The sequence below is a fragment of the Cohnella luojiensis genome (assembly GCF_004564235.1).
Classification (GTDB): domain Bacteria; phylum Bacillota; class Bacilli; order Paenibacillales; family Paenibacillaceae; genus Cohnella; species Cohnella luojiensis.
In genome coordinates this window covers 164479-184230 of record NZ_SOMN01000002.1, presented here as the reverse complement: position 1 = coordinate 184230, position 19752 = coordinate 164479, and the positions used below count along the sequence as shown (strand labels likewise).

Sequence of the window (19752 nt, the reverse complement as noted above, 5' to 3'; positions counted from 1 at the left end):
GGAAGAGGGATTCCATTGAGCTTGCGGAAACAATCGTTTATACAGGGGGCCATGATTCTACTGGCCGCCGGTCTCTTGAACCGAATTCTCGGGTTCGTCCCCCGCATCGCTTTGCCGCGGATGATCGGCGCGGAGGGGGTCGGACTCATTCAGCTCGTGTATCCGTTCACGATCGTCTTGCTGACCTTGATTGCGGGCGGTATCCCTCTCGCCGTGGCAAAGCTTGTCGCGGAGGCGGATTCCAAGCATGACCAACGGGCCGTTAGCCGAATATTAAAGATAGCCGTTTGGCTGTCTTTGTCCATAAGTCTGGTTGCGGCGGTAATTTGTTATGGGCTATCGGAATTCATTGCCACGAAAATCATGACGGATTCGCGGGTTCACGCAGCGTTTATCGTCATGATCCCCGTTCTCCCCCTCGTCGCTTTGTCTTCCGTATGGCGAGGTTACTTCCAGGGGAAACAGAATATGATTCCTACCGCGTTGTCTCAGACGGCCGAAACCGTATTTCGAATCATTCTAACTTTGCTTTTCGCATGGATGTTCCTTCCTTACGGCCTGGCGATGGCCGCGGCCGGCGGAGTATTAGGGATGGTTGCGGGGGAATGTGCGGGATTAATCGTGCTATGGATCCAATTCGCGCGGGATCGGAAGAAGCCTTCGGAAACCTTGCCAGAGCATGCAAATCTTATGACAAAAGCAGCTTTCGGACGCGGCAAAAGTTATTTACGGGAGCTGTTGAATACAGCCGTTCCCGTAACCGGAAGCAAAATGATCGGATCGCTCTCTTATTTACTAGAATCCATTCTTACCGTAAGAAGCTTAACGATTGCGGGAATCGCGGCAGCCGGCGCTACTGCGCAGTATGGAGCCTTGCAGGGAATGGTTATCCCGTTGTTGTTGCTTCCGGGCGCATTAACGTACTCGCTAGCCGTTTCCCTTGTTCCTTCTCTATCGGAGGCCGCGTCGCGGGGTGATTGGGCGACGATCCACATCCGGTTGCATCAATCCATGAGATTGGCGGTCGTAACGGGAGCTCCTTTCGTCGTGCTGATGGGTCTGCTTGCCGGCCCCATTTGCACCTTGCTGTACGGGAACGATTCCATGGCGGACATGCTCCGGTGGATGGCGCCGCTGGCCATATTCCTCTATATGCAAGCGCCATTGCAAGCCGCTTTGCAGGCTCTGAATCGACCGGGCACCGCATTATTTAATACTTTCGCCGGAGCCGCCATCAAGCTCATCTTAATCGCCCAATTAGCAACCAATCCCCATTTCGGAATTCTGGGTGCCGTCATCGCCATAAGCGTCAACATGGTTCTGGTGACTCTGCTGCATTGGATTAGCGTGGCGCGGTTTACCGGCTTTCGGATGTATCCGCTCGATTTTCTCAAGATAACCGTAGCCATGATCATCATGAGCGCAGTTGCGCTATGGATTTGGAATATCGATCCGCTCGGACAAAGCAGCTTAAACTTGGTCATCGCAAGCTTCGTCGCTATCGTAATCTATTTGCTCTTGCTTATATTGCTAAAACTGATTGACCGTCACGATGCGGCTCGGGTTCCCATTTTAGGACGCTTGTTTCTCCCGAGAAAACCGTCGTAACGTTCATCCGTTGTTATTTTTTGTCCACGTAAAGCTTGCCTTTATGATCGATGCTGCAAAAAAATACTTGCTTAAAATGTTCCACCTCATAATTCCGCAGCTCGCTCTTCAGCCAAAACCGGGTTTTGCCCAGCTTTTCCAAATTGTCGTCCTGCACTTGTCCATCCAAAATTAAAGCAACAGGCAGGAGCTCGTACCGAATTTTCACGCCGCTATCATGGTTTACCTTGTCATATTCGCTGCCAGTCGTGCTTTCGTTGTGCCCGCTTCTTATGGATCCTTCTCCATTCCGGCTTTGATGATCCTTCATAATAACGGAGAGTTTCCCTGTGGATTCCAATACAGCCAGCTCGACATCTCCGATATCGGATACTTGGTTTTCGCGGAGCTGAAGCATAAGATCATCCAAGTTATACCTTTGCTTATACATTTCTTTGCGGTTTATAAGACCGTCGCGAATAAAGACGCTTGGTTTGCCATCGAAAAGCAACCGCAGCTTCCTGTTCTTCATCGTAAAGAAAGCAACTCCGATTTGAGTCAAGACGAGGAGCAGAATCGGTCCAATGGCCAGCAACATGTTTTTCTCCGTCGACTCAATGACGATGACAGCGATTTCCGCGATCATGATGGAAATAACTAAGTCGAACACCGAGAGCTTGCCGATCTCGCGCTTGCCCATCAATCTCAATATCAGGAATATGAAGACATACATTAACATTGTCCTAAGCAATATCACTGTCAGTTCCATGATCTCCCCTCCGAGTTTGCGAGTGCCATGCGACCGGTTGAGTAGCTTGGACTTCTAGTGTCACCGTGTACTCAGGCGCTCATTCCCACTATCCATGCGGAAAATTTGGTAATCCCGTCCTTCGAGTCATTCCTCCATGCGGTTTCGAGTTAGCCTGTACTAGGTTGCGAGCTGTCGCCATAAGCTGATACAAACGAGTTATTCCTAAAGGAGTGATTTTCTTTGAATTCACTTTCCCGCGTATTCGGATTACGTAATGCTTCACCCGTTGCTTCAGGTTTATATTGGTCGGGAATATGGCTAGCTATCGGCGCCATTGTACTCTCCGTTATGCTTATGGGCTCTTCGCTCAGCGAACATAACATGCTTCCATGGGTCTTCGGGGTACATGGCTGCGCTTCGCTCGCCGGCGGCTTCGTTTCGGCCAAGCGGTCGGGAAGGAGAGGGTGGTATTTCGGAATGGCGAACGGTTTGCTTTACACGTTGCTATTGCTGATGATCAGCTTTCTCGCCACCGATGCCAACTGGACTTCGACCGTGCCTATTCTGCTGTTAATTACATGTTTAACGGGGGCGTTCGGCGGCATGCTCGGCGTGAATGCGGGAACCAGTTCCCGGTAAAAAGATTAGCATTTCGGATAATGTGCTATAATAAGTCGGAATTCATGATCAGATGCCATACAGGAGGAGCGTCATGATTTTGTTCCAAAATATGTCGACCGTATCGATCTCCACGGTAATCGCCGTCGGCCTCCTTATCGCTTTCGGCACGGGTAGACAGCCTTTCGCGGCGACATGGGCATTCCTGAAGTCATTGATTATCTCCCGTAAATACCTGCTTTTCTTCATTGCGGTTATGGCCATTATTCTGCTCAACAAAAACGAGCTCCGATTGGAAAACTGGCTCAAAGTTCCGTATGATCTTACTCCCGTTCTAAGCGGGTGGGAAGGTGCTTGGCCTGTATGGCTTCAAACGAATTTTCAATCGGATATCCTGACAGCCTTCTGCGCGATTTTTTATTTGGTCCTTTTTCAAGCCGCGATGATCGCATCGGTCGGAATTTACACCCACAACAAGAACATGAAGCTTTATTACGCCTTATGTATCGCCGTCTTGATGAACTACTTCTTAGCCGTTCCGTTTTACTTATTCGTTCCCGTGAACGAGGTATGGTTCGTCCATCCGCAAGTCAAATTTCTTATGCTCGACGCATTTCCAACCTTCGAGCAGGAATATCGCTCGCTTTCGGGATTGAATAATTGCTTCCCTAGCCTACATACATCAATTTCAGTAACTGTGGCTCTGTTGGCTACCAAATCCGGAATTCGCCGGTGGGCGATCTTCACTTGGGTGAATGCGGCGGTCATCATTTTCTCGATATTCTATATGGGCATACATTGGTTTACCGATATGGCAGCGGGGGTTTCCCTTGCGGTCTTATCCACGACGATCGGACTTAAGATAGGGGCATGGGCAGAGAATTCAGCTCTGGACAGGGTAACCGATCACGCCAAAGCCAAGCTCAAAGCCTCGCGTCCGATTGGTTCTTAAAATGTTGATCCGAACGAAAAAAAGCCTTCCTGCTGCGGACGAAATCCGAGGCGGGAAGGCTTTTTTCATGAACGTTACGTTATTCTCCAGCTTCGCTCTTCTCGTTAGAGCGCGCCGTTACGTTGTTAATGGAAGACCTATCGAACGTTAGCTTTGTCACGTCATTGACCTTGAGCACGATGGTATCGTCCGTAATCTCGGCAATCGTTCCGTGCATGCCTCCTACAGTCGTTACCTTATCGCCTTTCTTCAAGGCGTTCAGCATGGAGCCGCGCTGCTTTTGCTTCTTTTGCTGAGGACGAATCAGCAGGAAATAAAAAATGGCAAACATCAGAATAAAAGGTGCCAGCGTATACAGTAGATTTCCGCCGCCGTTAGCCGTTTCTGCTAACCACATCTGTTTTCCCCCCTCTCTTAAAAACCGCTATCGTTGTGAGCCATTCCGTATTTCTCGAAAAACTGGTCGCGGAAAGTCCCCAGCCTGTCTTCCCGAATCGCATCCCGCACCTGAGCCATGAGATTAACAAGGAAATGCAAGTTATGTATGGTCGTCAAGCGGAGTCCGAACATCTCGTCCGCTTTAATCAGGTGGCGGATATAGGCTCGGGAATAATTCCGGCATGCATAACAGGTACATTCCGGGTCCAGAGGACCGAAATCGCTGGTGTACTTGGCGTTGCGGACGACCATTCGCCCTTGACTAGTCATTAAAGTTCCGTTGCGGGCAATCCGTGTCGGAAGCACGCAATCGAACATGTCCACCCCGCGAATGCTTCCGTCAAGAAGCGCATCCGGTGAGCCGACTCCCATTAAGTATCTGGGCTTGTCGCTAGGCAGCAAATGGATGGTCTCTTCCAACATTTCGTACATGAGATGCTTAGGCTCGCCTACGCTCAGTCCACCCATAGCATACCCCGGAAAATCAAGGGAAGTCAAATCCAAAGCGCTTTGCTTGCGCAAATCCTTGTGCATGCCGCCTTGGACGATACCGAACAGCGCCTGGTCATGCGGACGTCCATGCGCTTGCAGGCATCTTTCGGCCCAACGGCTTGTCCTCTCGGTCGATTGCTTCACGTATTCATATTCCGCGGGGTAAGGCGGGCATTCGTCGAATGCCATGATAATATCGGCTCCGAGCGCATTTTGTACTTGGGTTGCGCTCTCCGGCGTCAGCGAAAGCTTGTCGCCGTTGATGTGCGAACGGAATTCCACTCCCTGCTCGGTGATCTTGCGCATCTCGCTTAACGAGAATACTTGGAATCCGCCGCTATCCGTCAGGATCGGACGATCCCAGTTCATGAACTTGTGCAATCCGCCCGCTTCTTTAACCAGCTCGTGCCCCGGTCGCAGGAACAGGTGATAAGTATTGCTTAGGATGATTTGCGCGTTTAAGGATTTCAGTTCCTCGGGGCTCATCCCCTTGACGGAAGCTTGCGTGCCAACGGGCATGAAGGTAGGCGTATCGATAACGCCGTGCGGCGTGTGAAGCCTGCCGAGCCTTGCGCCTGTTTGGGCGCAGGTTTTGAGTAGTTCGTATTTGACTGCCATTGTCGTGGTCCTCTCAGGTTAACAATCGGAGATCGTCATTCGGAAAAGGGTTGGTACTCCGCCGCTGGTTAAAATCGAGTTGTTTTGAATTTATTGAGCGGTCACAACTCGATTTTAAAGGCGGACGTAAACTCTCCGTACCCACCCTTTTCCTCCTTCCTCCACGATTGTTGAAGTGATTATTTTAAGTAATAAACATCGCATCTCCGAAGCTGAAGAAGCGGTATTGATGGGCGATGGCTTCTTGGTAGGCGTTCAGGACGTTATCGCGTCCGGCGAGGGCGCTTACTAGCATGACTAAAGTGGATTTCGGGAGATGAAAGTTGGTCAACAACGCATTCGCCATAGTGAACTCGTAACCTGGATAGATGAAGATGTTCGTCCATCCGCTGCAGGCTTCGATCGATTGGTCTTGAAATCTCTGCCCAACGGTTTCGAGCGTTCTGGCCGACGTCGTGCCGACGGCGACGATCCTACCGCCGCTTGCCCTGGCTTCGTTAAGCAGCTTTGCGCTTTCCTCGCTGACGGAGTACCACTCCGAATGCATCTCGTGTTCTTCGATCTTGTTGACGGAGACGGGACGGAAAGTGCCCAGTCCTACATGAAGGGTGATAGGACAAAGCTTTACTCCGTTCGCCTGAAGGCGTTCTAAGAACGAATCCGTGAAATGCAACCCGGCCGTAGGAGCGGCTGCCGATCCTTCGTTACGGGAATAGACGGTTTGATATCGCTCCCGGTCGGATAAGCTTTCTTTAATATAAGGAGGAAGCGGCATTTGTCCGAGGCGATCCAGCAACTCATTAAAGATGCCCTTATACTCGAATCGTATCGTCCGCGCTCCCATTTCGCCCTCGTCCTCGACAATAGCGGATAGCAACGGGGAGGCATCCTCCGAGGACCCGAAGTTGAGCCTTGCGCCCGTGTGGACCCTTTTTCCGGGCTTCACTAGCGCTTCCCAACGATCCCCTTCTATTCTTTTCAGAAGCAATAGCTCTACCTTAGCCCCCGTATCCGCCTTAACGCCGAACAGACGCGCCGGGAGTACCCTCGTGTCATTCAACACGAGTGTATCTCCCGGGTTCAGGTAATCGGCCAAATCCGTAAAAGCGCGATGCTCGATTTTCCCATTTCTTCGATCCAACACGAGCAGCCGGGAAGATGTTCTTTCCAGAAGTGGAGTCTGGGCAATCAGAGACTCCGGTAAATCAAAATCATAATCGCTAACGTTCATATTTAGGCATCCTTTTCGATCAGCACGTTCTTGTAATAGTATTTCAGGATGTATTGGTAGTCATACCCCTGCTCGGCAAGCGCTTTGGCACCCCATTGCGACATTCCGACCCCATGCCCGAAGCCTTTGCCCGAGATCACGAATTTCGGCGTGGAGGTAGCCGCGCGCAATTGGCCGTTGCCGTCCATGATATAAAGATTCGGACCCGAAATAGCTTCCGCCTGGCCGTCTCCGCCGATGACATGCAGGGATCCTGTCTGACCGTGAATCTCTCTCTGTTCTTCGCTGCCATTCAAGATCGTGAAGCGGCCCGTTTCCTCGATGTTGATCAAAGTACTTTTTAATCCGTTCAGCGCTCCGCGCAAATTATCTGGAACTCCTACGTTGACGGCGATTCCGTTTGCCTTGATTTCCGTCGCCCGACCGGATGGGCCCGTTTTGGACACCTCTAACGTCAGCAAAGGTCCGGTGATGTCATTTTTCGCGCGTTTATTTATTGAAGCGAGCAGTTGCTCGGGAGTCATCGGTGCCTCGATCCAACTATAATCGGAATACTCGGCTACTTTTCCAAGCTCGACTACCAGCGTTCCGCTGCCGATCCTGGCAATCGGTTCGACCGTCGAGACCACGCGCGGGCTTGAACGGACGGCCGTTCCATCTCCGGTTACCCGAAGAAGCTTCGCCCCGTTCGCATGATCCTGACCGCTGTCTGCCAGCAGATCGGAACGGATATAGCCTGCTTGACCCGAAGGAAGCGCTACGTGATACCAATCCAGACGTCCATTCTGAGGACCTTCGTCTGGACTTGGCACGGCCGAAGCCAGATAAGAATTATCTCCGCCCCAAATTTCGATTTTACTGTCTGCCGTGATGCCTCCGGAATTCGAGCTGAAAACCGCCTTTACGGCTTTGCCGCCCATCGTCAATACTTCTCCGGCGGTCTGGTTTACGCCAGCCGTGGCGTTTGCGTTCTCGTACCCGATTCCGTAATAAGCCTGGCTCAGCGTCGTATCCACGACATGAGCGATTTGATATCCCATCCCTGATGAGAGCGCATAGGATCGAGCCGCGACGGCTTGTGCTTTCTGGGCTTCAATCGGCCATTTCGAGCCGATTTCCGCACCGACGACGGAGTACAGATACTGTTCGAAGTCAACTTCGTTAACGACGGCAAGCGATTGATTCAGCACGCTCATTTCCATGTTGCCGCGGTACGTCCTTTTGCTGCGCTCGATGAGCTGTATGCCTCCCGCTCCTGCAGGCTCCGCCCTTAAAACCGCGCCAGCGCCCGATGGGATAGCATAAAGTGGAACTGGTTTATTAGCGCTTCCGTTATAAGTCATGTCGTTGCGAATCGCAGCGTAGGGCTCGCCCGCGGCAGGAACGCGAACGTTCAATGCACCAGCTGCTGAAGCCGCTTGCTGCACCGCGGCAAGCACGGAAGAATCGGTTTCCTGACCGATCCGGACGACGTAATTCAATGTGCCGTCGATAGGTTTAAGAGCTGGGAAGGCATCTAACCCAGAAGAGTTCCCGATCTGGTCCGCAGTAGCTTTGGCTTCGGCTACGCTAGCATAAGGTCCCGCTTCCACGGCCCACGGTCCCGCGATTCGTGGACTGAGCAAGGTCTGAATTCCCGAAGCGACCCCGGCGTTCGTCCATTTCGTCAATGCGGAGTTCGCTCCGGCGGCGCTCGAATAATTTCCCTCCGTTACTTGATAGACCGTTTTTCCGTTCTTGGACAGCTGCGTGACGAATGCGGCCGAGGAAGAAGCCTGTACCTTCTTGAGCACGGAAATGGCGGCGTTAAGCTCCGCGGTTTCCAGAATGAGCACGCGATAACCATCCATCGCGAATCTAACGCTTTGACCTGCGGGTATGCTTCCGGCCGGCAGGCTGACCTTAGGATCGCGCCACACCAGATTCAAACCTCCCGCTGATTGCAATGTCGCGGCCGAAGTCAGTAATTGATACTTGTTCGCGCCTAAGTTAATAAAAAAAGCGACTCTTATCGTATCCGGCACCTTAACCGCTGCATGGACTATGATTCGGGATGAGCTGGAGACGATTGCGGCAATGAGTACAATAAACAGAAATAGTCGGGAATAAGCGCGCTTAGCATGTGGGGTCATCGAATTCTCCTCCATCAGGTCGGGTAGCTTGATTATCCGTTCAACTCTGGAACGGGAAGCCCTAAATGTCGATAAGCGGCAGCCGTAACAATCCTACCTCTCGGCGTCCTCTGTAAGAACCCGATTTGCATCAGGTACGGCTCGTAGACGTCTTCGATCGTCTGACTCTCTTCTCCGATGGAAGCCGCGATCGTATCTAACCCGACCGGCCTTCCGCCATAATTCTGAATCATGGAGCGAAGCATTTTATGGTCGATGCTATCCAGCCCCATCGGATCCACTTGAATTCTCTCTAACGCATCGTGGGCGACGGCATCCGTAATAATTCCGTCCCCTCTGACTTGCGCGTGATCGCGTACCCGCTTCAATAGCCGGTTCGCGATTCGCGGCGTTCCCCGGGCTCGCCTGGCGATCTCCCTGGAAGCTTCCCCGACCATGCCGACTCCGAAGATCTCCGCGGTACGCGTCACGATGTAGGACAGCTCGTCCTCCGTATAGAACTCCAACCGGCTAACGACTCCGAATCGATCCCTTAGCGGCGCGGACAGTAATCCCGCCCGCGTGGTGGCGCCGATTAACGTGAACTTAGGCAAGTCAAGGCGCACGGAACGGGCGCTCGGTCCTTTGCCGATGATAAAGTCCAAAGCGAAATCTTCCATTGCCGGGTAGAGAACTTCTTCGACGGTCCGATGCAGCCGGTGGATCTCGTCGATGAACAGGACATCGTTCTCTTGCAGGTTCGTAAGAATCGCGGCAAGATCTCCCGGCCGCTCGATAGCCGGACCGCTCGTCGTCCGAATACTAACGCCAAGCTCGTTCGCGATAATATTGGATAACGTCGTTTTCCCCAGTCCGGGAGGGCCGTATAGGAGTACATGATCTAACGGTTCGCGCCGCATCTTGGCTGCTTCTATGTAAATCTTCAGATTATCCTTTACTTGCGCTTGGCCGATATATTCTGCCAAATAACGAGGGCGCAGGCTGTATTCCACCGCTTGGTCTTCCATCATCAAGTGCGCGGTGACGATACGGTCTTCATCCATTATTCCGGCCTCCTTCCCGCTTACCTCTTATCCTTGAAACAATTGCTGCAACGCCTTCTTGATGAGTACATCCGGGGATTCCTCTCCGGTTACGTTATCCTTTAACGCATGCCATGCTTTATCCAGTTCGGCATCCCGATAACCTAGGCCTGTTAATGCTTCGCGCGCCGCTGCCCAAGCCGAGCTGCTATCCGCAATCGCCGGAACCTCATGTTCTACCAGCGATGCGGCTGCCCACCGGCTGTCAATGGCTCCTAACTTGTCCTTCAGGTCTAGTATCATTCGTTGAGCCGTCTTCCTGCCGATTCCCGGCAATTTCGTCAAGTAAGTAATATTTTCTTGCTGAATCGCCGCCACGACCGCTTCAGGCCGTCCGCCCGCAAGCACTCCTAACGCGACTTTGGGGCCGATCCCCGAAACCTCCAGCAATCTGCGAAACAAAGCTTGCTCGTCCCTAGTTGTAAAACCGAACAGGTGAATGGCATCCTCGCGAACATGATGATAGATATACAATTGCACAGGATCTTCGGTACGTGCCAACCCATAAGGATTCGGCGTGAATACCCGGTACCCCACATCGCGAACGTCAAGCACTACGTATTCGCTCTCCAAATGAGCGACTTTTCCCCGCAAATAATCGATCATTAGCGCAACACTCCGTTCATTCGGTCGTTAAGGACAATGGAATGGGCGTGGCAGATCGCCACGGCGAGCGCATCGGCTACATCGTCCGGCTTCGGTATGGCAGACAGCTTAAGCAACATTTTGACCATTTCCTGGACTTGTCTTTTCTCTGCCGCTCCATAACCTACCACGGCTTGCTTAACCTGCATCGGAGTGTATTCCGCGATGGGCAATCCCCGCTGAGCCGCAGCCAACATAAATACTCCGCGGGCCTGTCCGACGCTGAACGCGTTCGTTACGTTCTTGTTGAAGAAAAGCTTCTCGACCGCGACGGTATCGGGCTTATACTGGTCTAGCAAGCTGCAAACGGATTCGTAGATTTGTTTCAACCTCACTTCCTGAGGCGTTCCGGCAGCCGTCTCGATGCAACCGTATTGGACGGGCGTCAATTTATGCCCGTTCTTGTCGATAAAACCGAATCCCATAATCGCTATACCAGGGTCGATTCCTAGCACTCTCATGAAAACGAACCCCCGCTCTACTCTATTACAATACAATTCTTTTAATTATACCAAATGTTACCCCCCATGAGAACAGAAGGAGAACAAATAGGAAATCACAAGCATAAACGGCTGTCGCCGTCCTTGGGATGGCGGCATAGGTTTATGTCGGAGACGATTCAGAAATGAATAGCGTAATTTTATACATTCTGAATCGTCAAATAAGGACGTCCATCCGGACGCCCTTCCTCGCGGATTTATTTTATTTTACTCCCGCACGATTGCTTGAGATCTCATGCTGGCAAATTCGTTGAACGTGGACAATACGCTATTATACTCATCCTTGTCCGACACGCGGATACCCTTCGATAGCTCTCGAACGCGTTCCTCGGTCAAACGGGATTCGAGCATATCCACGTCCAGTTGAAAGAAGGTCCTAATCACCTTCTCCTCCCATGGCGGACCGTCGTACAAGGATAAGTTTCCATCCTTATCCATTCCCATATAAGCGGTTTTACGGCATTGGGGCGATAAGTCGTCGATTGATTCCTCCATCAACAATCTCCCCGCAGAGTCGATACTCGCCCCCCACTCCCGATGGGATCGAAGAAGATCTTCAGCTTCAGACGCCTTGTGAGTACCTAAATGCCGCGTCTCTTCCCCGCACAGATAAGTACGGTGAAGCACAACCTCCATCTGACCCTTACGCTCCTTTAAGATATGGAGCGTTCTATCCCGCGATGACGCTCCTGTCGCCGAGGATGGGTTGTCCCGCCATACGGCGGAGGAATCCATAGGCAAGAAGACCTGCGAAGGATTGGAAGAGACAACCCTATGGGCAAGCCAGGTGCCGACCAACGCGGCTAGAATAAAGAACGCGACGCCCGCGCCAAGCGACCAGACATGTCGGCGTTTTCTCTTTAACGATTTCTTGATTTCCTTAAGGATGCGAAAGCGAGACACCGGAATCCCCTTCTCTGCTTTTTTCTCTATTGTTGCCTGGGAATTCCGGTGATATGCGCTTATTTTACCATTTCATCCATGGAAGGCTTTCCTTGCGCTTCGGCTTGCTTACTCTGACCGACGCGAGTTTAGGCTTCGGCTTTGCTTGCCGCTTCTTCGGGGAGGCGGATTTAATCGTGAGTTCTTCCTCTCCGCTATCCGAACGTTGCTCGTCATTTTCTCTCAACGGTCCAAGCGGCGGCAACGGAGGCAACGGAGGCATCGTCGGAATTGGCGGGATTGCTCCTAACCCTCCATAATAATGATCGGGATGATAACCAACGCCCGCTCCCGGGAAACCCTCGGCTACTGATTTAAAGTCTAAAGGGATATCCCCCATGGGCATGCCATAATAAGGCTTTGCTTGCGTGCCTGGATAACCTCCATAGGCGCTGACCGCTTGTGGAGAGATCGCATAGGGACCTGCGGGATAAGGTCCGGCAGCGTAAGGAGAAACGCCATAGGGAAATCTGTCGGAGGAATAACTCATCTCCGGATAGGTCTCTCCATAATGAGCTGCATTTGCGTTTGCTTCATACGAAGCCGGCCATACCTGCTGTCCTCCGCAAGTTTTGCAGCCTGAAGCAGGCTTGCCGCTGGGCATTAATCCCGGTAAGTTCTCCTGGCCGTTAGGAGGGCTATAGGAATAATCATGATGCCCGTACAAACCGCCCAAGTCACCTCCGATAGTACCGCCTAATGGCGATATGACCGGTTGATGTCCGTAACCGTGGCCATATCCATGGTCATGACCGTGGCCGTATCCATGGTCATGACCGTGGCCGTATCCGTAAGCAGCATTGGACGTTTCTGGACTGACCGTTGGCTGTTGAGAGCCATAACCGTACCCATAACTACTATACGCCGGATCGATTCCGGGCATAGGCTGCTGATGTTGCATTCCGTATTCGTAAGGCATTTCCTTATTTGCCGCAGCCTGAACAGCAGGCATCGGGTATGGCTTGAATAAGTCAGCATGCTCAAGCTTCTCGATGCCGTGGATCGGTTTCTCGGGTATCGGCATGACGAGAGCCGGTGGAACTGGCGGAGCCGGTGGCGGAGGTGCCGGAGTCGGAGCTGGTAGCACGATAGGCGCAACAGGGGGTGGAACTGGCGTTGCCAACGGTTGCACTCCGGTATCTGCCTTAATGCCCGTTCCCGGCTTAATACCCGTGTTGGCTTTGCCGTGCATACCTATACCCTGTACGGAATCCCCTTGCATGTTCCCGACCGGATTCGTCCCGCTCTCCGTTTTCGGAATATTGACCACTTCGCCCGTTAGCAGGGCGTTCGGGTTCTTGAGCTGAGGATTTGCCTTGATCATATCGGCTAGCTGAATTCCCCAAGCCTTGGACAACTTCCACAGAGTATCGCCTTGTTGCACGATATGGTGATGGATGACCTCTAGCGTCGATTTCGTTTGAGACGGGATTTTCACCTTCATGCCCACTTCGATCGCGTCTGGATTGCCGATATCCGGATTTGCCTTAATGATCTCCTCCAGCGGTACATTGTATTTCTTGGCGATCAAATACAGCGTATCCCCTTGCTTAACCATATGGATCTTCACGCCGTTCCCTCCTGATGGATTGACATAGCTCACGAGCGGGCGAATGCCCCCGCGCAATCTTTACATCCTATGCAGGGAATGGGCATTTGACATCCCATAATGATAAAAATCCGGCAGCCCTTGGGCATGCCGGATTTCCGATTCGCTATATGCTTAGAAATGTTAGTTCATTTCGATTCGTAAGGTATGCTTGGGTAAGACCCCAACAAGCGAACCTGGCATCCGATCGCCTCGATTTCGGCAAGGGCAGCGGGCAGAAGAACGGTATCTAACGAAAGCTCGATATCGATATAAAAATAGTAGCTCCCAAGCTTCTTCTTGGTTGGACGCGACTCGATTTTCGAGAGATTAATGCGACGCCAAGCGAATGCGGACAGCACTTGATGAAGCGCTCCCGGGTAGTCCTCCGGAAGCGTGATGAGAATGCTTGTCTTCCGGAGCGGAGCATCCGCTTTCTCGTAGTGCGTGTTCCCCACGAGAAGAAACCGCGTGAAGTTATTGTCATGATCGGTAACGCCCGACTCCAGAACATCCAATTCCATATCGGAAGCGGCTAATCGCGTGCCGAATGCCGCCCAACCTTTGCCTGGATTGTTCTTGACCATCTGAACGGCTTCAGCCGTGCTGCCAAGAGTCTCCAACTCCGCATGCGGAAGCTTGGATCGGACGAATTGCAAGCATTGCGCCATTGCCACGGGGTGGCTCATGACCTTTACGATCTTGCTCGGATCCCAACTGCCGTCATCACCCGCCAGTTCGCTTGCCGAACCGATCAGATTCTGGATCGACGGGAATACCCACTCCGCCCGGATGGGCAAGTCCACTTCATGGACAAGCCAATCGATATGCAGGCTAACGGAGCCGTCTATCGTATTCTCGATCGGAATCACGCTCCAATCCGTACGGCCCTTAGCCGTCGATTGGAAAACGTCGGCGATCATCTTGCAATAGACGAATTCCACGTCTTCGTTGCGAAAAAAATAGCGTATCGCTTCGTCGGAAACCGTACCTTGAGGCAACAGAGCTACGGATTTGCGTTTAGTCATGCGCCTACCTCCACTTTCGCATTGCTCAGGATTTGATGAGGTTCCAAGTTAAACTCGGGATCGTTCTCCCCCACCAGCTGAACCTGCGGTCCTTGCAAGCATGGCGTAAGCCATCGGGTCGTAACGGCGACCCCTTCGCTGGCCATAACCTCCTCTACGAAAGCGACCAATTTTTCGTTGTTAGAATCCCCGGACCTAGCAAGCAGCAATATGGTTGGTCCCGCGCCGGAGAGCACCGCTCCAAGAGCTCCATGCTCAGTCGCTTCCAGCAGAATCTTCTCCATGCCCGGAATCAGCGCGGCACGGTAAGGCTGGTGAAGGCGGTCCCTCATCGCATGAGCCAATAAATCCAGTCGTCCGGAAGCTAGCGCCGCGGTTAGCAAGGAGCTATGCGTGACGTTGAATACCGCGTCTTCCATCGAGATGCGGTCCGGAAGTACGTTCCGGGCCTTCTTCGTGGACAGCTCGAACTCCGGAATAGCAACCAATACGTCCATCCCGGATGGCGGCTCTATACGAACGTATTCCGCCCTAGCGCCATCCCAAGCTGCCGCGATAATTCCTCCGTATAAAGACGCTCCAACATTATCCGGATGCTTCTCCAATGCCGTTGCCATTTGGAACAGCTCATCCTCGGTTAGTGCGTTACCAATCATGGAATTAGCCGCTACGAGCGCTCCTACGATTGCCGAAGCGCTGCTCCCCAATCCCCTCGTAAGCGGGATATCGCTTCTAATGCCGATCTCAAGCTCGGGAATCCGGACTCCCGCTTTTTCGAATACGGCCTGAGCTACGACATATACCAAGTTGGTTTTATCTTGGGAAATGCCTTCCAGATTGTCGCCAACGAGAATAATCCGGGTCGATTCCGCGGGCGTCATGCTGATCCAGGAATACAGCGACAAAGCCATACCTAGAGAATCGAAACCCGGACCGAGATTTGCCGTGCTTGCGGGTACCTTAACGACTACGCGTCCGGTCGCTTCCTTAGCCTCTTTTCCAAAATGCATAACAAAGCTCCTTTAATCCGTTAATCAATATTCACAAATGAAGAAGGATAAATTCAGCCTTCTACGCGGTACACGCTTTTGATTTTACGAACGGCGGATAAGCTTTCGAAGTCGTTCAGAACGTTGTTCATCGCCGCTTTGCTGGCATCGTGCGTGATAATGATGATTTCCGTGCTTGACATATTCGGCGTAGAAGGCTGCATAACGGACTCGATGCTGACATCGCGATTGGAGAACACTTGGGCGATTTGCGCCAGTACGCCCGCACGATCTTCCACGTGCAGCAACAGAAAGAACTTCGAAGCGATTTGCTCGTCCGTCTTCAACTTTACGACATTGTAAGATAGCTGGGCTTGGCGGCCGTTCACCCCAAGCTTCATATTCTTGACTACCGCAACCAGATCCGCGACGACGGAAGTCGCCGTTGGCATCTCGCCTGCGCCCGCTCCGTAGAACATCGTTTCTCCAACGGCTTCGCCATGCACGTATACCGCGTTGAACACGCCGTTTACGGATGCAATCGGATGGCTTTGCTTGATCATAGTCGGCTGAACGCTTACGCTGATGTAGTCATCTTGTCGCTCGGCGATACCCAGAAGCTTCACGGCATAACCAAGATGTTTGGCATACTGAATATCTTCTTGAGTGACGCTGCTGATCCCCTTAGTGCTCACGTTGTCCAGGGAGACGTTACTCCTGAATCCCAGCGTAGATAGAATCGTCATTTTACGAGCCGCGTCAAGCCCTTCCACGTCCGATGTCGGATCGGCTTCCGCATAACCGAGCTCTTGCGCTTCCTTTAGGACGTCCGAGTAAGCCGCTCCTTCTTGGCTCATTTTGGTCAAGATATAGTTGGTGGTCCCGTTGACGATCCCCATGATCTTCGTGATCCGATCGGAAGAGAAACCTTCGATAAGCGTACGAATGATCGGAATTCCTCCTGCCACGCTCGCTTCGTATAACACGTCGCAACCTTTGGCGCGGGCTTTTTCGAGAATCTCCGGTCCGTGCAGTGCCATTAGATCCTTATTGGCCGTTACGACATGTTTGCCCCGCTCCAGCGCCTCCAGAATGTATTCCTTCGTTTGTGCGATGCCGCCCATTACTTCAACGATGACGTCGATATCCGGGTTGCGCACGACTTCCCATGGATCTTCCGTAAGCTTGGAACCCTCAACCGGTATATTACGCCCTTTGGCGCGATCTTTAACTAATATTTGGGAAATCATAATGGGAGAACCCACTTGATTGGACAAATCCTCTTGATGGCCTTCAACGATTCTTACGACGCCCGTACCGACTGTACCTAATCCTAGCAATCCTACTTTTATTGGCTTCATCATTATTCCTCCGCTTCCAGCTGTCCTGTCCCAATGCTTTCAAAATGGATTTCAACTGCGCCCGACTACGGTTGTGCGTTTAACGCCATCCAATGAACGAAGCTTCTCCAGAAGCTCCGGTAGAGCCCCGTTAATGACCGACGTATCGATGGAAACGACGACGTTTGCCATTCCTTGAAGCGGTATGGACTGAGAGATCGTCAGTACATTTCCCTCGCTTGCCGCCAGCAAACCAAGCACCTTCGACAATACGCCCGAGCGGTGCTCCAAGTCCATCGATAACGTGGCGATGGATTCCCGCGAAGCTTGCTCAAGGGAATAGACGCCGTCTTTATATTTATAATACGCGCTCCGGCTTAGGCCCACTCGTTCTGCGGCTTCATGAATCGTTCCCGCTTCGCCCCTCCGCAATAGCTCCTTCGCTTGCTCCGTCTTAAGTATGCCTTCCGGCAGCAAATCCTCGCGGACGACATAATAACGCTCCGTCATTTTGCGTCCTCCCAGGAAAGACGAGTGTTTGTGTATAGTGGACATTATATCGAATTGGAAGTCAAGCGGCAATAGGTAAATGTTAATATCGAAAAAACCAGTCCCTTGGTAAAAGGAGACTGGTTTTTGTCGGGCCGATTATTTGTCGTCGTACAAGTAATCGTCGGAGCCGCCTTCGAAAAACTCGAATTCGAATTTACCGATGCGGATAGGGCTCCCGTCCTTTGCCCCGCGCTTACGAAGCGCTTCGTCGATTCCTGCCCCGCGCAATATCCGTCCGAACCGAACTACCGCTTCGTAGGAATTGAATTGAGTCTTCCTCATTAATCTTTCGATATTTTCACTCTCGATAACGAAGGTCTCGTTGTCCCTTGTGATCGTGAAATCCAAATCGCCCTTGGATTCGTAACGATAGACGACGCCTTCCTCCGCCTTGGCTTGCTTCTCGATCTCTTCGATCTCCGAGGGCTCGGGAAGCGAGTCGAGCAGGTCTGCCACCCGATAAAGCAGTTCCTTGATGCCCTCTCTCGTTAGCGAGGATATCGGCATGATCAGGATGTCCGGAGCGATTTCGCCGACGTTCTTACGGAATTCCGCAAGATTCTCTTCCGAATCCGGCATATCCATTTTATTGGCCGCTACAATCTGCGGACGATCGGCCAGCTTGATGTTATATAGTTTGAGCTCGTCGTTGATTTTCACCCAGTCCTCGAAAGGATCGCGTCCTTCCATGCCCGACATGTCTACGACGTGAACGATAATCCGCGTGCGTTCTACATGCCTGAGAAACTCGTGTCCAAGACCGACGCCCGTATGGGCGCCTTCGATCAAACCCGGTAAATCGGCCATGACGAAGCTTCGCTCGTCACCCAAGTCCACGACGCCTAAGTTAGGCGTGATCGTCGTGAAGTGATACGCGCCGATCTTCGGTTGGGCACCGGATACGACCGACAGCAAGGTTGATTTCCCGACGCTCGGGAATCCGACCAAGCCAACATCGGCCATAACTTTAAGCTCTAGGGTTACCCAACGAGCCTGACCCTCTTCGCCGTTCTCGGCAATGGCGGGCGCGGTATTCACGGAGCTCTTGAATCGAATGTTGCCTCTACCGCCTCGGCCGCCCTTGGCAATGACGACCTGTTGGTCGTGACGGGTCAAATCGGCGATCTTCTCGCCCGTATCGTCATCCACGACGACCGTTCCGGGCGGTACGCGAACGATCATATGCTCCGCATTGGCGCCATGTTGGGACTTATTGCGTCCCTTCTCGCCCCTATCCGCTTTGAAATGCTTCTGATACCGGAAATCCATCAGCGTACGCAAGCCTTCGTCCACGCGAAAGATTACGTTACCGCCGTTACCGCCGTCTCCGCCGGCAGGCCCGCCCTCCGGTACGTATAACTCCCTGCGGAAGGAAACGAGTCCGTCTCCGCCATCTCCGCCTTTAACATAAATCTTCGCTTTATCCACAAACATGATGAAATCACTCCGTTATGCCGGCAGAGGGAAATGGATGACCATTGTCCGCGCATGATGCGATTTCTCTTCCGGCTCTTCTCCCTGATCTACTTGCCCAATTCCATGTATACACTGTTCTAATTCCGCGATCACGCTGTCGGCAGCGGCCAGCTCGCCTTCATATGACATGATGATCTTAAGAGATCCGTCGTTATGAAATAAGCTAAGCCTTAATACATTCTCTCCGGACAGCGGACTTACCGCCCGAAACCGGATCACGTTCACCAATCCGATGACAGCCTTAGACAGAGCCTCGGTCTCGTAGGGGAGCCGATCTAGATGAAGGCCGTCCTGAATTTCTACGTCCAAACGTATCGTGTCGCATACGGCGCGAAACGACAACAGGAATGTGGCAAGCTCCGGTATACCGATCTGCGACACCTTGCTATCGTGCTCCATGCGCGCTCTTATTCTATCCACAACATCGACTGCTTTATCAATCTTCTTGAGCCGTAGATATCCGTAGAGGATTTGCAAATCGTTCATCCAGTCGTGCCGGTGATGGCTTAACGTTCGAATGGCCGATACTTGTGCGTGCGTAAGTAATCTTCCGCTATGTTCCCTGTGCTTGCGCCTCTCCAGCAGGACGATCGTTGCTCCGACCGTGAACGTCCAAAGGACGAAAACGATTAACGGCCACCACGATTCGCGCCATATCAATACCGCGGCAGCAGGCAGGGTTAACGATAACAAAGCTACAAGTCCCCACAGTGTCCATTTCCTCAACATCATGTGACTTCCCCGTCCCGTTTTCGTTGTTCCATACTTTCCCAAGCGGAAACCGCCTGTCC

Annotated in this window: 19 protein-coding genes; 3 read left to right on the top strand and 16 right to left on the bottom strand. The window is 52.2% G+C overall.

Features of this window, described 5'->3' with window-relative positions:
• Positions 1–15: 15 nt before the first annotated feature.
• Positions 16–1608: a stage V sporulation protein B gene (spoVB, locus tag E2980_RS02810; RefSeq protein ID WP_338080598.1), complete on the top strand. Its 1593-nt coding sequence runs from the start codon at positions 16–18 to the stop codon at positions 1606–1608.
• A gap of 13 nt (positions 1609–1621) precedes the next feature.
• On the opposite strand, the gene E2980_RS02805 is transcribed toward spoVB, so the two are convergent.
• A complete protein-coding gene (locus E2980_RS02805) occupies positions 1622–2356 on the bottom strand; it encodes a YetF domain-containing protein (protein WP_135150607.1) in 735 nt (244 codons plus the stop codon).
• 222 nt (positions 2357–2578) lie between these two features.
• Here E2980_RS02805 and E2980_RS02800 point away from each other — a divergent pair, with 222 nt between their 5' ends.
• Both E2980_RS02800 and E2980_RS02795 read left to right on the top strand, forming a co-directional pair.
• Positions 2579–2977, top strand: coding sequence for a TIGR04086 family membrane protein (locus E2980_RS02800; RefSeq protein WP_135150606.1), 399 nt, complete (start codon positions 2579–2581; stop codon positions 2975–2977).
• 73 nt (positions 2978–3050) lie between these two features.
• Positions 3051–3908, top strand: coding sequence for a phosphatase PAP2 family protein (locus tag E2980_RS02795; RefSeq protein ID WP_135150605.1), 858 nt, complete (start codon positions 3051–3053; stop codon positions 3906–3908).
• Between the two features lie 79 nt (positions 3909–3987).
• Here E2980_RS02795 and yajC read toward each other — a convergent pair whose 3' ends face one another.
• The 15 genes from yajC to E2980_RS02720 form a co-directional block, all read right to left on the bottom strand.
• Positions 3988–4305: a preprotein translocase subunit YajC gene (gene yajC / locus E2980_RS02790; protein WP_135150604.1), complete on the bottom strand. Its 318-nt coding sequence runs from the start codon at positions 4303–4305 to the stop codon at positions 3988–3990.
• A 17-nt stretch (positions 4306–4322) separates the two neighbouring features.
• Complete coding sequence (gene tgt, locus E2980_RS02785; RefSeq protein WP_135150603.1) at positions 4323–5456, bottom strand: tRNA guanosine(34) transglycosylase Tgt; 1134 nt, start codon at positions 5454–5456, stop codon at positions 4323–4325.
• A gap of 184 nt (positions 5457–5640) precedes the next feature.
• Positions 5641–6687 carry a tRNA preQ1(34) S-adenosylmethionine ribosyltransferase-isomerase QueA gene (gene queA / locus E2980_RS02780; protein WP_135150602.1) on the bottom strand — a complete coding sequence of 349 codons (1047 nt, stop codon included), beginning with the start codon at positions 6685–6687 and terminating at the stop codon, positions 5641–5643.
• Positions 6688–6689: 2 nt separating this feature from the next.
• Positions 6690–8819 carry a SpoIID/LytB domain-containing protein gene (locus E2980_RS02775; protein WP_167746948.1) on the bottom strand — a complete coding sequence of 710 codons (2130 nt, stop codon included), beginning with the start codon at positions 8817–8819 and terminating at the stop codon, positions 6690–6692.
• 32 nt (positions 8820–8851) lie between these two features.
• On the bottom strand, positions 8852–9862 hold the full coding sequence (gene ruvB / locus E2980_RS02770) for a Holliday junction branch migration DNA helicase RuvB (RefSeq protein WP_135150600.1): 1011 nt from the start codon (positions 9860–9862) through the stop codon (positions 8852–8854).
• Between the two features lie 27 nt (positions 9863–9889).
• Positions 9890–10507, bottom strand: a complete 618-nt coding sequence (ruvA, locus tag E2980_RS02765) for a Holliday junction branch migration protein RuvA (protein WP_135150599.1) — start codon at positions 10505–10507, stop codon at positions 9890–9892.
• Entirely contained in the window at positions 10507–11007 is a 501-nt protein-coding gene (gene ruvC, locus E2980_RS02760) for a crossover junction endodeoxyribonuclease RuvC (protein WP_135150598.1), read from the bottom strand. Before ruvC ends, ruvA begins: the two co-directional genes overlap by 1 nt.
• A gap of 246 nt (positions 11008–11253) precedes the next feature.
• Complete coding sequence (locus E2980_RS02755) at positions 11254–11949, bottom strand: BofC C-terminal domain-containing protein (RefSeq protein WP_135150597.1); 696 nt, start codon at positions 11947–11949, stop codon at positions 11254–11256.
• 64 nt (positions 11950–12013) lie between these two features.
• The gene (locus tag E2980_RS02750; protein WP_135150596.1) at positions 12014–13558 is read right to left on the bottom strand and encodes a LysM peptidoglycan-binding domain-containing protein; all 1545 of its coding nucleotides are present in this window, start codon (positions 13556–13558) and stop codon (positions 12014–12016) included.
• Positions 13559–13725: 167 nt separating this feature from the next.
• Positions 13726–14604: a prephenate dehydratase gene (pheA, locus tag E2980_RS02745; protein WP_135150595.1), complete on the bottom strand. Its 879-nt coding sequence runs from the start codon at positions 14602–14604 to the stop codon at positions 13726–13728.
• On the bottom strand, positions 14601–15614 hold the full coding sequence (gene thrB, locus E2980_RS02740; RefSeq protein WP_135150594.1) for a homoserine kinase: 1014 nt from the start codon (positions 15612–15614) through the stop codon (positions 14601–14603). Before thrB ends, pheA begins: the two co-directional genes overlap by 4 nt.
• A 53-nt stretch (positions 15615–15667) precedes the next feature.
• A complete protein-coding gene (locus E2980_RS02735; RefSeq protein ID WP_135150593.1) occupies positions 15668–16954 on the bottom strand; it encodes a homoserine dehydrogenase in 1287 nt (428 codons plus the stop codon).
• Between the two features lie 51 nt (positions 16955–17005).
• Positions 17006–17443: an ACT domain-containing protein gene (locus E2980_RS02730; protein WP_135150592.1), complete on the bottom strand. Its 438-nt coding sequence runs from the start codon at positions 17441–17443 to the stop codon at positions 17006–17008.
• A 138-nt stretch (positions 17444–17581) separates the two neighbouring features.
• The gene (obgE, locus tag E2980_RS02725; protein ID WP_135150591.1) at positions 17582–18919 is read right to left on the bottom strand and encodes a GTPase ObgE; all 1338 of its coding nucleotides are present in this window, start codon (positions 18917–18919) and stop codon (positions 17582–17584) included.
• Positions 18920–18934: 15 nt separating this feature from the next.
• Positions 18935–19693 (bottom strand): Spo0B domain-containing protein, encoded by a 759-nt coding sequence (locus E2980_RS02720; protein ID WP_135150590.1) that lies wholly within the window; start codon positions 19691–19693, stop codon positions 18935–18937.
• Between the last annotated feature and the right edge of the window lie 59 nt (positions 19694–19752).

Bases quoted from the DNA above. Each gene is read 5' to 3' on its own strand.
- thrB (WP_135150594.1), bottom strand. From the start codon at position 15,614: ATGCATTTTGGAAAAGAGGCTAAGGAAGCGACCGGACGCGTAGTCGTT.
- queA (WP_135150602.1), bottom strand. From the start codon at position 6,687: ATGAACGTTAGCGATTATGATTTTGATTTACCGGAGTCTCTGATTGCC.
- E2980_RS02805 (WP_135150607.1), bottom strand. From the start codon at position 2,356: ATGGAACTGACAGTGATATTGCTTAGGACAATGTTAATGTATGTCTTC.
- obgE (WP_135150591.1), bottom strand. From the start codon at position 18,919: ATGTTTGTGGATAAAGCGAAGATTTATGTTAAAGGCGGAGATGGCGGA.
- E2980_RS02720 (WP_135150590.1), bottom strand. From the start codon at position 19,693: ATGATGTTGAGGAAATGGACACTGTGGGGACTTGTAGCTTTGTTATCG.
- ruvC (WP_135150598.1), bottom strand. From the start codon at position 11,007: ATGAGAGTGCTAGGAATCGACCCTGGTATAGCGATTATGGGATTCGGT.
- E2980_RS02775 (WP_167746948.1), bottom strand. From the start codon at position 8,819: ATGACCCCACATGCTAAGCGCGCTTATTCCCGACTATTTCTGTTTATT.
- E2980_RS02735 (WP_135150593.1), bottom strand. From the start codon at position 16,954: ATGAAGCCAATAAAAGTAGGATTGCTAGGATTAGGTACAGTCGGTACG.
- E2980_RS02795 (WP_135150605.1), top strand. From the start codon at position 3,051: ATGATTTTGTTCCAAAATATGTCGACCGTATCGATCTCCACGGTAATC.
- pheA (WP_135150595.1), bottom strand. From the start codon at position 14,604: ATGACTAAACGCAAATCCGTAGCTCTGTTGCCTCAAGGTACGGTTTCC.
- tgt (WP_135150603.1), bottom strand. From the start codon at position 5,456: ATGGCAGTCAAATACGAACTACTCAAAACCTGCGCCCAAACAGGCGCA.
- ruvA (WP_135150599.1), bottom strand. From the start codon at position 10,507: ATGATCGATTATTTGCGGGGAAAAGTCGCTCATTTGGAGAGCGAATAC.
- ruvB (WP_135150600.1), bottom strand. From the start codon at position 9,862: ATGGATGAAGACCGTATCGTCACCGCGCACTTGATGATGGAAGACCAA.
- E2980_RS02730 (WP_135150592.1), bottom strand. From the start codon at position 17,443: ATGACGGAGCGTTATTATGTCGTCCGCGAGGATTTGCTGCCGGAAGGC.
- yajC (WP_135150604.1), bottom strand. From the start codon at position 4,305: ATGTGGTTAGCAGAAACGGCTAACGGCGGCGGAAATCTACTGTATACG.